The following is a 13380-nucleotide window of genomic DNA, read 5'->3' as shown; positions in this document are numbered from 1 at the left end:
GCCATCATTCCTTACCGGCGAGTAACAGGCGAGAGGTCGACACCCCCGAGTCGCCGCACCGCAATGTGCGACGCGCCACGGCCGGTGAGACGCGCGACGCCGAACCACAGCAGCACGGCCGTGGCGAGCAATACGAAGGCGGCGCAGTTGAGAATCGTCGGGTTGACCCAGGCCGGAACCAGGTCGTACGCCCCGTTGCACTTGTTGTGCAACGGGAACAACCGCTGGGACTCCTCGACATGGGCCGCCCGGTAGGCGCTGTCGTACGTCTGGTGATGGGCGTACGCGCAGGTCTCGCCGACGTCGAACCCGCCGCTGAGCGCACCCCGCACCCAGGCCACGCAGCCGACGAACAGCGCGAGGGACCACAGGCGCGCCCACCACAGCGGGCGCTGCCACGATCCGTCGCGCAGGCCGGCGGGGATGCGGTAGAGGTTCCAGAGGCTCCACAACAGCCACGCGAGGAGGAGCCCGGAGACGGCGAGCACACCGATCGACTCGATTGCCTCCACGCACCAGCCCTTGGGGTCCGCACGGCCCCGCCTGTCGCGCCAACGCCCCTTTAAGGAAAGGGCGTTGAGCTGGACGAGGCCGGCCGACTCAGAAGTTTATGCTGCCGATCATGCCCGCGATATTGGTCGTCAGCTCGCTGATCGTAGGCGCGATCGTCGACGACGCCATGTAGAAGCCGAGGAGCATGCAGACGACCGCATGCCCCGTCTTGAGGCCCGACTTCTTGATCAGCAGGAAGACGATGATCGCCAGCAGCACTACCGCCGAAATCGAGAGTGCCACGGCGGCTCACCTCCAAGGATCCCAGGACGACAGGGGGGTAGGAATATGGGGGCAGATAAATCCACACAGCAGCCAGCAGGTTCATACCCACTATGCGCTAACGATCATAACTATCCGTACGTGCGCATCGGTCGGCGCACAGCCGCACAAGGGGGCGCATGGCCAATATGGTCATGGCATGACGACCGACGCTGACTCCTTCCCCCGACGGCACGCCCGCACCCAGCGCTTCACGCTCGGCGCGCCGCGATCGTTCACCGTGGCACCCGACGGTTCCCGGGTCGTGTTCCTGCGCTCGGGTTCCGGTACGGACCGGGCGAATGCGCTGTGGGTGCTCGACCCCCAGGACGGCGGGGAGCGCGTGGCGGCCGACCCGCGCGCCCTGCTGGGCGGCGCCGAGGAACACCTGTCGGCCCAGGAACGGGCGCGGCGCGAACGCAGTCGCGAGGGAGGCGCCGGCATCGTCGGCTACGCCACCGACGCAGAGGTCGAGTTGGCCTCTTTCGCCTTGTCAGGGCGTCTTTTCACAGCCGAGCTGCGGGCCGGGACGGCTCGTGAACTGCCCACTCCCGGACCGGTGATCGACCCCCGGCCGTCACCCGACGGACGTCACGTCGCCTACGTCGCGCAGGGTGCGCTGCGGGTCGTCGGAGCGGAGGGGGCGGACGACAGGGCCCTGGCGACCCCCGAGACGGAGAACGTCACCTACGGGCTGGCGGAGTTCATCGCGGCCGAGGAGATGGGGCGTTCGCGGGGCTTCTGGTGGGCGCCCGAGTCGGACCGGCTGCTGGTGGCGCGCGCGGACGACACGCCGGTGAAGCGGTGGTGGATCTCCGATCCGGCGCATCCGGAACGGGAGCCTCAGCGGGTGGCGTACCCGGCGGCGGGGACCGCGAACGCGGAGGTGCGGCTGTTCGTGATCGGGCTGGACGGGGTGCGTACGGAGGTCGTGTGGGACCGGGTGCGGTACCCGTACATGGCGCATGCGCACTGGTCAGCGGCGGGTGCGCCGCTGCTGCTCGTACAGGCGCGCGACCAGCGCAGTCAGCTGTTCCTGGCGGTGGACCCGGACACCGGGGCCACCCGGATGGTGCACGCCGACGAAGATCCAGTTTGGCTTGATCTTTTCGCGGGGGTGCCGTGCTGGAGCCCTTCCGGGCAATTGGTCCGGATCACGGACGAGGGAGGCGCGCGACGACTCGCCGTCGGCGAACGCCCGCTGACCGGACCGCAGTTGCACGTCCGCGCGGTACTGGACGTATCGGACGACGATGTGCTGGTGTCGGCGTCGGCGGGAGCGGAACCGGGATCGAGGCCGGGGGCCGCGGACGGCGGCCCGGAGATCGGCGAGGTGCACGTCTACCGGGTGAACGAACTGGGCGTGGAGCGCGTCTCCCAGGAGCCCGGCGTGCACTCGGCGGTACGCGCCGGGGGCGTGACCGTCCTGGTGTCCGCGACACCGGACCGGCCGGGGGCGCAGGCGCGGATTCTGCGTGACGGGAAACCGACGGCGACTGTCCGCTCGTACGCCGAAGACCCCGGTATGTCCCCCCGGGTGACCCTGACTCAGGGGGGCGCACGGAAAATTCCGTGCGCCGTGCTTATGCCAAGGGACTACCACGGCGACACTCCCCTCCCCGTCCTCATGGACCCCTACGGCGGCCCGCACGGCCAGCGCGTGGTGGCCGCGCACAACCCCCACCTGACCTCGCAGTGGTTCGCCGACCAGGGCTTCGCGGTGATCGTCGCCGACGGCCGCGGCACCCCCGGCCACTCCCCCGCCTGGGAGAAGGCAGTCAAGGACGACCTCGCCGCGATCACCGTCCAGGACCAGGTGGACGCACTCCAGGCCCTCGCCTCCGACTTCCCGCTCGACCTGAGCCGCGTCGCCATCCGGGGCTGGTCCTTCGGCGGCTACCTGGCCGCCCTCGCGGCGCTGCGCCGGCCGGACGTCTTCCACGCGGCGGTGGTGGGCGCCCCGGTCACCGACCTGCGCCTGTACGACACCCACTACCAGGAGCGCTACATCGGCCACCCGGACGAGCAGCCGGAGGTCTACCGCCGCAACTCGGTGATCGACGACGCGGGCCTGGTCGACGCCGCCGAGCCGCACCGCCCCATGATGGTCATTCACGGGCTGGCGGACGACAACGTGGTGGTCGCCCATTCGCTGCGCCTGTCCTCGGCCCTCCTCGCGGCCGGCCGGCCCCACGAAGTACTGCCCCTGTCCGGCGTCACGCACATGACCCCGCAGGAGGAGGTCGCCGAGAACCTGCTCCGCCTCCAGCTGAACTTCCTCAAGCGCTCGCTCGCACCCGCCGCCCCGGAGGCATGAACCGCGTTAACACAGAGGCAACTTCGGGGAAGCGGTGCCGATATACGGACACGCGAGGCTGGTCGGCGTACGGCCGTGCGGGTGCCGTGAACGGGCCGGGGCGCGCCATGTCGCCCCGGCCCGTCGCCCTGCCCGGCCGGGCGGATCCGCAGGATCCCGGCCGGACGGAAATTCACGGGAGCAACGACGGCGCCCCTGTTACGGTGGACGGCATGGCACGAGGTATCTGGTCGCAGAAGGTTCGATTCCGCCGCTGACGGCGGCGCCTTCTCCCTGGTGAAAAAGCGCTCGCCGTTCCGGTTCCCGCCGGGCGGCCGCCTTCTGCTGCCCCCGGCTCCCCCTGCGAGCTGCGGAGCATCCGTTGAACCTCACCCCTCCGACCACCCCTGTCACCCCTGAAGCCCTGTCCGTGCCCGTCGCGGCGGGCGGCAGCGCGCACCTCCGTGCCGAGGGCATCACCGTCACCCGCGGGTCACGCCGCGTCCTGAACGGCGTCACGGTCACCGTCTCCGCCCGGTCGCGGATCGCCGTCGTCGGCGAGAACGGGCGGGGCAAGACGACCCTGCTGCACGTCCTGGCCGGACTGCTCGCGCCCGACGAGGGCTCCGTGCACCGGGCCGGCACCATCGGCCTGGCCCGCCAGGAACTGTCCGCGCAGGACGGCGAGACCGTGGGCACCCTGACCTCCGAGGCGCTGGCCCCGTCCCTCGCCGCCCTCCGCACACTGGACGAGGCCGCCCTCGCCCTGGCCGAAGGCGACGACCCCGCCGCCGACGACCTCTACGCCGCCGCGCTCGACACCGCCACCCGGCTCGACGCGTGGGACGCGGAACGCCGTGTCGACGTCGCCCTCGAAGCCCTCGGCGCCTGCACCGACCGCGACCGCCCCCTGTCGACGCTGTCGGTCGGGCAGCGCTACCGGGTCCGGCTGGCCTGCCTGCTCGGCGCACGGCACGACATCCTGCTGCTCGACGAGCCGACCAACCACCTCGACGTGGGAGGCCTGGACTTCCTGACCCGCAGGCTGCGCGAGCACGCCGGCGGTCTCGCCGTCGTCAGCCACGACCGGGCGCTGCTGCGGGACGTCGCGGACCGGTTCCTCGACCTCGACCCGTCCCGCGACGGGAAGCCCCGCCTGTACGCCGGCGGCTACGACGCCTGGCAGGACGCCCGGCGCCGTGAACGGGAGCGCTGGGAGCAGGAGTACGCGGAACAGCAGGACGAGCACCGGCGGCTGGAGGACGCGGTGTCGAAGGCCCGCGACCGGCTCTCCACCGGCTGGCGGCCGGACAAGGGCACCGGCAAGCACCAGCGGCAGTCCCGCGCGCCGGGCGTGGTGCAGGCCCTGAACCGGCAGCAGGACGCCCTGGACGCACACCGCGTCGACGTGCCGGAGCCGCCGTCCGTGCTGCGCTGGCCGGACCTGGGCGTCCGGCCGGGCGCGCCCCTGCTGCGGGCGCACGGCGTCGCGGTCGACGGGCGGCTGGCCGGCCCCGTCGATCTCACCCTCGACGGCGGTGACCGACTGCTCGTCACCGGACCGAACGGTGCCGGGAAGTCCACGCTGCTCGCCGTGCTGGCCGGTGCGCTCGACCCCGCTCAGGGACACGTCCGGACGGCGAAGGGGACGCGGGTCGTGCGCGTCACCCAGGAGACCGCCGCGCAGGACCCCGGACTCACCGCCCGGGAGGCGCACGCCCGCCATGTGGGGCGGCTGGTGGCGCGCGGCCTGCTCCGCGACACCGACGCCGTCCCGCTCGGGGCACTCGGGCTGCTGGACTCCGACGCGCTGCGCACGCCGGTCGGGCGGATGTCGCAGGGGCAGCAGCGGCGCCTCGACCTGGCACTGGCGCTGGCCGGACGGCCGGGGTTGGTGCTGCTCGACGAGCCGACCAACCACCTGTCGTCGGCGCTGGTCGACGAGCTGACCGACGCGATCCGCGCCACCAGCGCCGCCGTCGTCGTCGCGACGCACGACCGGCAACTGCTCCGCGACCTCGCCCACTGGCCACGGCTGGAGGTGACCGCACTCCAGGACGAGAAGGACCGGCAGGACCGGCAGGACCGGCAGGACCGGGAGGACCGGGAGGACCGGGAGGACCGGGAGGACCGGGAGGACCGGGAGGACCTGATGCCCGATCCGGCCTGACCGGCCTGACCGGCCGGGCCCTTCGGTCCGTCCCTTCGTCCGCCCCGGCGGCTCCTTACGGCACCACCTGCTTCTCCTCCGCGAAGTGGCACGCCGAGTCGTGGGCCGCCGGGCCGCCGGCCTTGCGGAACACCTCGGGGACCGCCAGCAGCGGCACTTCCTCGGCGCAGCGCGCCTGCGCCTTCCAGCAGCGGGTGCGGAAGCGGCAGCCGGAAGGGATGTTGGTGGGGGACGGGACGTCGCCGGTGAGGATGATCCGCTCCCGGTGCTCCCGGGCCGCCGGGTCCGGTACGGGGACGGCGGACAGGAGGGCCTGCGTGTACGGGTGGGTCGGGTGGTCGTAGATCTGGGTGTCGGTGCCGATCTCGACGATCCGGCCCAGGTACATCACGCCGACCCGGTCGGAGATGTGCCGGACGATCGACAGGTCGTGGGCGATGAAGACGAACGCCAGGTCGAACTCGGTCTGGAGCCGGTCCATCAGGTTGATCACCTGGGCCTGGACGGAGACGTCCAGCGCGGAGACCGGCTCGTCGGCGACGATCACCTCGGGGTTCAGGGCCAGTCCGCGGGCGATGCCGATGCGCTGGCGCTGGCCGCCGGAGAACTGGTGCGGATACCGGTTGATGTACTCCGGGTTGAGCCCGACCACGTCCAGCAGGTGCTGGACCCGCCTCCGCCGGTCGCCCTTCGGCGCCACCTCGGGGTGGATGTCGAAGGGTTCCCCGATGATGTCGCCCACCGTCATCCGGGGGTTGAGGGAGGTGTACGGGTCCTGGAACACCATCTGGATGTTGCGGCGGACGGCCTTGAGGGCCTTGCCCGACAGCTTGGTGATGTCCTCGCCCTTGTAGCGGATCACGCCGGCCGTCGGCTTCTCCAGGTGGACCAGCATCTTCGCGACCGTGGACTTGCCGCACCCCGACTCGCCCACGATGCCCAGGGTCTCGCCCCGGCCGAGGACGAAGTCGACCCCGTCGACGGCCTTCACGGCGCCGACCTGCTTGCGGATCAGGACGCCCCGGGTCAGCGGGTAGTGCTTGACCAGCCCGGAGACCTCCAGGATCGGCTCCCCGGCGAGGCCGGCGCCCTTCTCGAAGTCCGGCCCTCCGCCCGCCTCACCCCTCGGCTCGGTCATGCAGGCACTCCCTCCAGAAGTGGCAGGCGCTGCCGCGGTCGGCGTCCGACTCCGTGACCTCGTACAGCGGCGGCTCGTCGGTGCGGCAGACGTCCCGGGCCATCGGGCAGCGGGGGTGGAAGGCGCAGCCGGGCGGGATGTCCATGAGGTTGGGCGGCAGTCCCTTGATGGCGTAGAGCTCCCGGCCCTTCTGGTCGAGGCGGGGGATGGAGTCCAGCAGGCCCCGGGTGTACGGGTGGGCGGGGGCCTTGTAGATGTCGTGCACGGGGGCCGACTCGACGATCCGCCCCGCGTACATGACGGCGATCCGGTCGGCGACGTCGGCGACCACGCCGAGGTCGTGGGTGATGAGGATGAGCCCCATGCGGTACTCGCGCCGGAGTTCCGCGAGGAGCTCCATGACCTGGGCCTGGACGGTGACGTCGAGGGCGGTGGTCGGCTCGTCGGCGATGATCAGGGCCGGTTCCAGGGCGAGCGCCATGGCGATCATGATGCGCTGGCGCATGCCGCCGGAGAACTGGTGCGGGTACTGCCGCACCCGCTCCCGGGCGGCGGGGATGCGCACCCGGTCCATCAGCTCGACGGCCTTGGCCCGCGCGTCCTTCTTCGACATGCCCCGGTGCACGACGAACATCTCGCCGAGCTGGTCGCCCACGGAGATCACCGGGTTGAGGGAGGACAGCGCGTCCTGGAAGATCATCGCCATCTCGGCGCCTCGGACCTTGCGGCGCTGTTCCTCCTTCAGGGTGAGGAGGTCGCGGCCCTGGAAGACGACCTCGCCGCCGGTGATCCGGCCGGGCGGCGTGTCGAGGATGCCCATGACGGCCTGCGCGGTCACCGACTTCCCGGAGCCGGACTCGCCGAGCACGGCGAGCGTCTCCCCCTCGTCGACGCCGTAGCTGACGCCGTTGACGGCCTTGGCGACGCCGTCCCGGGTGTGGAACTCCACGTGCAGGTCACGCACTTCGAGCAGCATGACGGCGGCTCACCTCAGCTTCGGATCGAGGGCGTCGCGCACCGCGTCGCCGAGCATGATGAACGCCAGGACGGTGATCGCGAGGGCGCCGGAGGGCCACAGCAGGGCGTGCGGGGCGTTGCGGATGTAGGGCGAGGCGGCGGAGATGTCGATGCCCCAGGAGACGCTGGGCGGCTTCAGTCCGACGCCGAGGTAGGACAGGGTCGCCTCCAGCGAGATGTACGTACCGAGTGCGATGGTCGCCACGACGATGACCGGGGCGATGGCGTTGGGCGCGATGTGCCGGAGCATCAGGCGGGAGTGGGAGGCGCCGAGGGCCCGCGCGGCCTGGACGTAGTCGTTCTGCTTGACGGTGATGACCGAGCCGCGGGCGATGCGGGAGAGCTGCGGCCAGCCGAGCAGCACGATGAAGCCGATGACCGGCCAGACGGTGTTGCTGGTGGTGACGGACAGCAGCACCAGCCCGCCGAGGACGACCGGGATGGCGAAGAAGACGTCGGTGATCCGGGACAGGACCGAGTCCCCCACCCCGCCGAAGTAGCCGGCCAGCGCGCCCAGGACGCTGCCGAGGATCGCGACGCCGAGCGTGGCGCAGACGCCGACCGTGACGGACGTACGGGCGCCGTAGACGGTACGGGTGTACACGTCGCAGCCCTGCCCGTTGAAGCCGAAGGGGTGGCCGGGCTGGGAGCCCTCCTGGGCCTTGGCCAGGTCGCACGTGAGGGGGCTGCCGGAGGTGATCAGCGAGGGCCACAGGGAGATGACGACCAGGAAGAGGATCACCAGGGCGGAGACGATGAAGACGGGGTTGCGGCGCAGGTCGTGCCAGGCGTCGGACCACAGGGAGCGCGGCTTTTCCCGGGGGCCGGTGCCCTCGGGGCCTCCCGGGGCCTTCTCCAGGGTCTCGGCCTCGTCGACGCCCAGGTCCATGGTGCCGCCCATTCCGGTCCCCGCGATGGCGCGGTCGGGGTCGAAGTGCTTTTCAGGCATAGCGGATCCTCGGGTCGAGAACGGCGTACAGAAGGTCGACGACGAGGTTGGCGACCAGGAAGACCAGGACGAGGACGGTCACGAAGCCGACGACGGTCTGGGTGTTCTGTCGCAGGATGCCCTGGTAGATCTGGTAGCCGACACCGTGGATGTTGAAGATCCGCTCGGTGACGATCGCGCCGCCCATGAGGAAGCCGATGTCGGCGCCGATGAAGGTGACCACCGGGATGAGGGAGTTGCGCAGCAGGTGCCGGGTGATCACCCGGTGCCGGGGCAGCCCCTTGGCGATGGCGGTGCGGACGTAGTCGGAGCGCCGGTTCTCGGCGATGGAGGTGCGGGTCAGCCGGGTGACGTAGGCGAGGGAGACGGAGGCCAGCACCAGGCCGGGCAGGATCAGCTCGTCGAACGGGGCCGCGGAGGAGACCGACGGACTGATCCACCCCCACTCCACCCCCAGCAGCAGCTGGAGCAGCAGACCGGTGACGAAGGTGGGGACGGAGATGACGACGAGGGTGAGCAGCAGGACGCCGGTGTCGACGGGGCGTCCCCGGCGCAGTCCGGTGACCACGCCGAGGGCGATGCCGATGACGATCTCGAAGAGGATCGCGATGATCGTGAGCCGGATGGTCACGGGGAACGCGGTCGCCATCAGCTCGGTGACCTTCTGGCCGTTGAACGCCGTACCGAAATCGCCGGTGAAGACGTTCCCCATGTAGGTCAGGTACTGCTGCCAGACGGGCTTGTCGAGGCCGAACTCCTTCTCCAGCTGGGCGGCCGTCGCCGGGTCGCACTGCCGCTCGCCGCAGAGGCCCGCGATGGGGTCGCCCATCACGTTCACCATGAGGAAGATCAGCAGCGTGGCCCCGATGAACACCGGGATCATCTGGAGCAGGCGCCGGACGACGTAGCGTCCCACGGCGGATCAGCTCACCTTGATCTGGTCGTACACGGGGACGCTGAAGGGGTTGAGTTTCACGTCGGACAGCCGCTCGGACCAGCCCGCGCTGCCGTTCTGGTACCACAGCGGGATGGCGGCCATGTTGTCGCGGACGACCTTCTCGGCCTGCTGGAACAGGCCGACGGCCTTGGCGGTGTCGGTCTCCTGGTTGGCCTGGTCGACGAACTCGTCGAAGTCGTTGTTGGACCACTTGCCGTCGTTGGAGGAGGCGTTGGTGTAGTAGAGCGGCTGGAGGAAGTTCTGGATGAGCGGGTAGTCCATCTGCCAGCCGGCGCGGAACGGGCCGCTCATCTTCTGCTGGGTGATCTGGCTGCGGAAGTCGGCGAAGGTGCCGACCGGGTTTCCGGCGCAGGCGCGCTCGTTGTCCAGCGCGTTGTTGATGGAGTTGCAGACGGCGTCGACCCAGTCCTTGTGGGAGCCGGTGTCCGCGTTGTAGGTGAGGGTGACCTTGCCGCCGGGCAGGCCGCCGCCCTCCTGGATGAGCTTCTTCGCCTGGTCGGGCCGGTACTCGCAGGCGTCCCCGCACAGTCCGTCCTGGAAGCCGCCGTCCTTGCCGAGGACCGGGGAGGTCCAGTCGGTGGCGGGGGTGCGGGTCTTCACGAAGAGGGTCTCGGTGATCTGGTCCCGGTTGATCGCCATGGACAGGCCCTTGCGGACCTTCTCCGAGCCGGACTTGTTCCAGGCCTTGTCGTAGTAGGGGAAGGCGAGGGTCTGGATGATGCCGGCGGGGGTGTTGAGGTAGCGGTCGCCCAGGTCGCTCCTGACGTTCTTCAGCTGGGCGGCGGGGACGTCGTCGACCAGGTCGAGGTTGCCGGCGAGGAGGTCGGTGTAGGCGGTGTTGTTGTCGGTGTAGACCTTGAGGTCGACGCCGCCGTTCCGCGCCTTGTCGTCGCCGGGGTAGTCCTTCCACGTGCGCAGGGAGATCTGCGAGCCCTTGGTGTACGTGTCGACGGTGTACGGGCCGTTGCCGACCGGCTTGGCGACCCAGGCGTCGTGGTCGTCGAAGAAGGCCTGGGGCAGCGGGGCGAAGGCTGCGTAGCCGAGGGTGTCGGGGAAGGTCGAGAACTTCTGGGTGAGCTTGATGGTGAAGGTCCGGTCGCCGGTGACCTTGAGCCCGGAGAGGGTGTCGTCGCTCTGCTTGCCGCCGTCCTCGGGGTGGACCTTGTCGTAGCCCTCGATGTAGCCGAAGAAGTAGGCGTTGCGCTGGTTGTTCTTCAGGCTCGCGCCGTAGTTCCAGGCGTCGACGAAGGACTTGGCGGTGACCTTCTCACCGTTGGAGAAGGTCCAGCCGTCCTTGACCTCGACGGTGAAGTTCTGCGAGTCCGTGGTCGTGATGGACTCGGCGAGCATGTCCTGGGCCTCGCCGGTCTTTGGGTCGTAGCGCTTGAGGCCCCGGAAGATCATGTCGAGGACCTTGCCGCCCTGCACCTCGTTGGTGTTGGCCGGCTCCAGCGGGTTCTGCGGGTCGCCCCAGGAGGCACTCAGCACCGCGCCGGCGTCACCGCTGCCGCCGCCGTCCCCGCCTCCGCAGGCCGTCGCCGCGAGGGCGACCGCCACCGCGCAGACGATCCATCTGGCGTGCGTGGCTCCGCGCATGGAGTGCCTCCTCGTACGTACGCAGTGGCGCGCTGACGCTTTACGCCAATATCGGCGCAAAAAGCACGGGCCGCATGTGTACGACACCTGTACGGGGACAACTCCCACCGTATGTACGTGCGCATGACCGGGTCGGCCACGCGTACGACCGCGGGACCGCCAACGCCAACGGCTGCTGCCCACCCCTTCCGGGGTGGGCAGCAGCCGTTGGCGGTGCTTCGCGTCGCGTGCTCCGCGTCACTCCTTCTCGGCGGACTCGTTCTCCAACGCCTTCAGCGCCGGGTCGAGGACGATGTCCTCGCCACGGGCCTCCGTGGTCGGGTCCTCCGGGAAGTGGCAGGCAGTCAGGTGGCCCTCGCTGTTGCCGGAGATCCGGACGAGCGGCGGCTCCTCGGTGGCGCACTTGTCCTGCGCCTTCCAGCAGCGCGTGCGGAAGCGGCAGCCGGACGGCGGCATGATCGGCGAGGGCACGTCCCCGGCGAGCCGGATGCGCTCCCGGTTCTCGCTCTCGTCGTCCATGGCCACCTCGGGCACGGCCGACAGCAGGGCGTGGGTGTAGGGGTGCCGGGGCCGGTTGTAGATGGAGTCCCGGTCACCGACCTCGACCACCTTGCCGAGGTACATCACGGCCAGGCGCTGCGAGAAGTGCCGGACCACCGCCAGGTCGTGGGCGATGAACAGGAAGGCGATGCCCAGCTCTTCCTGGACCTTCTGCAGCAGGTTGACGACCTGGGCCTGGATCGACACGTCCAGCGCGGAGACCGGCTCGTCCGCCACGATGAGCTTCGGGTTGAGCGCGAGGGCACGGGCGACGCCGATGCGCTGGCGCTGGCCGCCGGAGAACTCGTGCGGGAAGCGGTTGTAGTGCTCGGGGTTGAGGCCGACGAGCTCGAGCAGCTCACGGACCCTCTTCTCCCGGCCGCCCGCCGGGTCGATCCCGTTGACCTCCATCGGCGACCTGATGATGGTGCCGACGGTCTGCCGCGGGTTCAGCGACGAGTACGGGTCCTGGAAGATCATCTGGATCTCGGACCGCACCGGGGCCAGCTGCCTGCGGGAGGCGTGCGTGATGTCCTGGCCCCGGTACTCGATCTTCCCGCCGGTCGGTTCCAGGAGCCGCGTGATGAGCCGGCCCGTGGTCGACTTGCCGCAGCCCGACTCACCCACCAGACCGACGCTCTCTCCGACGCCGACGGTCAGGTCGACCTTGTCGACGGCCTGCACGGCGCCGACCTTCCGTTTGATCGGAAAGCCGCCGTAGATCGGGAAGTGTTTGGTGAGGCCCTCGACCTTCAGCAGCGTCTCGGTCGACGCGCCGGCGGAGCCCTGCTGTGCGGGGAGGGTGAGGTTGTCGCTCATGTCTCGGATCTCCCTAGCGCAGCCGGGGCTGGATCTTGTCGATGAAGATGGTCTGCTTCTGCTCCGCCGTCAGGTGGCACGCGGTGGCACGGCCTTCGCCGAGCGGCGGACGCTCGGTGCTGCACAGGTCGCCCGGCACCTCGCCCGTGAAGGCGCAGCGCGGGTGGAAGGGGCAGCCGGAGGGCGGGTTCAGCAGGCTGGGCGGCGATCCGGGGATCGGGTTGAGCGCCTGCGAGGTGTCGCCGCCGAGGCGGGGCATCGAGCTGAGCAGGCCCCAGGTGTAGGGGTGCCTGGGCGCGCGCAGCACCTCACGGACGCTGCCGCGCTCCACGGCCCTGCCCGAGTACATCACCAGCAGGTCGTCGGCCATGTCGGAGATGACGCCGAGGTCGTGGGTGATGAAGATGATGGCCGAGCCGAACTCCTGCTGGAGTTCCTTGAGCAGGTCGAGGATCTGCGCCTGGACGGTCACGTCCAGGGCCGTGGTCGGCTCGTCGGCGATCAGCAGGTCGGGGTCGCAGATCAGTGCCATGGCGATCATGGCGCGCTGGCGCATACCGCCGGAGAACTGGTGCGGGTAGTCGTCCACCCGGGTCTCGGGCTGCGGGATGCCGACCTTGGCCAGCATCTCGATCGTCCGTGCCCGCGCCTCCTTCTTGGAGGCGCCGGTGTGCTTCATGTACGGCTCGGCGATCTGCCGGCCCACCGTGTAGTACGGCGAGAGCGCCGTGAGCGGGTCCTGGAAGATCATCGCGACTTTGTTGCCGCGGATCTTCTCCATGTCCCTCTCGGCCGTGGTGACCAGGTCCCGTCCCTCGAGGAGGATCTGGCCCTCCACGGTGGTGAACTTGGGGTTGTGCAGGCCGAGCACGGTCAGGTTGGTGACGGACTTGCCGGAGCCCGATTCACCGACGATGCCGAGCGTCTTGCCGCGTTCGACGTCGAAGGACAGTCCGTCGACCGCCTTGACGGTGCCGTCCTCGGTGGAGAACCGCACCCGCAGGTCGCGGACCGAGAGGAAGGCATCCGGCCCGGTCGGGGCCGTCCCGCCTTCGGTCTTGGTCAGAGTGGTCACGGTGTCTCT

The 13380-nt window shown here is 70.1% G+C and carries 11 protein-coding genes; 2 read left to right on the top strand and 9 right to left on the bottom strand.

The annotated features are described in order from the left end of the window. Positions 1 to 11: 11 nt before the first annotated feature. Complete coding sequence (locus OHB56_RS27695; RefSeq protein WP_095534253.1) at positions 12 to 512, bottom strand: hypothetical protein; 501 nt, start codon at positions 510 to 512, stop codon at positions 12 to 14. 88 nt (positions 513 to 600) lie between these two features. Then, positions 601 to 795 (bottom strand): hypothetical protein, encoded by a 195-nt coding sequence (locus tag OHB56_RS27690; RefSeq protein ID WP_055593820.1) that lies wholly within the window; start codon positions 793 to 795, stop codon positions 601 to 603. A gap of 178 nt (positions 796 to 973) precedes the next feature. Here OHB56_RS27690 and OHB56_RS27685 point away from each other — a divergent pair, with 178 nt between their 5' ends. Further along, positions 974 to 3130: a prolyl oligopeptidase family serine peptidase gene (locus tag OHB56_RS27685; protein ID WP_406356271.1), complete on the top strand. Its 2157-nt coding sequence runs from the start codon at positions 974 to 976 to the stop codon at positions 3128 to 3130. Positions 3131 to 3491: 361 nt separating this feature from the next. Continuing rightward, positions 3492 to 5279, top strand: coding sequence for an ABC-F family ATP-binding cassette domain-containing protein (locus OHB56_RS27680; protein WP_406356269.1), 1788 nt, complete (start codon positions 3492 to 3494; stop codon positions 5277 to 5279). Positions 5280 to 5334: 55 nt separating this feature from the next. Here OHB56_RS27680 and OHB56_RS27675 read toward each other — a convergent pair whose 3' ends face one another. The 7 genes from OHB56_RS27675 to OHB56_RS27645 all read right to left on the bottom strand — a co-directional run bounded on the left by OHB56_RS27675 (position 5335) and on the right by OHB56_RS27645 (position 13371). Beyond that, positions 5335 to 6417 (bottom strand): ABC transporter ATP-binding protein, encoded by a 1083-nt coding sequence (locus OHB56_RS27675; RefSeq protein ID WP_406356267.1) that lies wholly within the window; start codon positions 6415 to 6417, stop codon positions 5335 to 5337. After that, a complete protein-coding gene (locus OHB56_RS27670) occupies positions 6398 to 7393 on the bottom strand; it encodes an ABC transporter ATP-binding protein (RefSeq protein WP_406356265.1) in 996 nt (331 codons plus the stop codon). Before OHB56_RS27670 ends, OHB56_RS27675 begins: the two co-directional genes overlap by 20 nt. A gap of 9 nt (positions 7394 to 7402) precedes the next feature. Next, positions 7403 to 8383, bottom strand: coding sequence for an ABC transporter permease (locus tag OHB56_RS27665; protein ID WP_406356263.1), 981 nt, complete (start codon positions 8381 to 8383; stop codon positions 7403 to 7405). Then, positions 8376 to 9299: an ABC transporter permease gene (locus tag OHB56_RS27660; RefSeq protein WP_326754571.1), complete on the bottom strand. Its 924-nt coding sequence runs from the start codon at positions 9297 to 9299 to the stop codon at positions 8376 to 8378. Before OHB56_RS27660 ends, OHB56_RS27665 begins: the two co-directional genes overlap by 8 nt. A 6-nt stretch (positions 9300 to 9305) precedes the next feature. Next, positions 9306 to 10937: an ABC transporter substrate-binding protein gene (locus OHB56_RS27655; protein WP_406356261.1), complete on the bottom strand. Its 1632-nt coding sequence runs from the start codon at positions 10935 to 10937 to the stop codon at positions 9306 to 9308. A gap of 237 nt (positions 10938 to 11174) precedes the next feature. Further along, complete coding sequence (locus OHB56_RS27650; protein WP_055598180.1) at positions 11175 to 12296, bottom strand: ABC transporter ATP-binding protein; 1122 nt, start codon at positions 12294 to 12296, stop codon at positions 11175 to 11177. Between the two features lie 13 nt (positions 12297 to 12309). Then, on the bottom strand, positions 12310 to 13371 hold the full coding sequence (locus OHB56_RS27645) for an ABC transporter ATP-binding protein (RefSeq protein WP_406356259.1): 1062 nt from the start codon (positions 13369 to 13371) through the stop codon (positions 12310 to 12312). Positions 13372 to 13380: the final 9 nt, after the last annotated feature.

Origin of the sequence: Streptomyces sp. NBC_01635 (assembly GCF_045209715.1) — a bacterium.
In the GTDB taxonomy this organism is placed as follows: domain Bacteria; phylum Actinomycetota; class Actinomycetes; order Streptomycetales; family Streptomycetaceae; genus Streptomyces; species Streptomyces hirsutus.
This window is presented reverse-complemented; position numbering and strand designations above follow the sequence as displayed.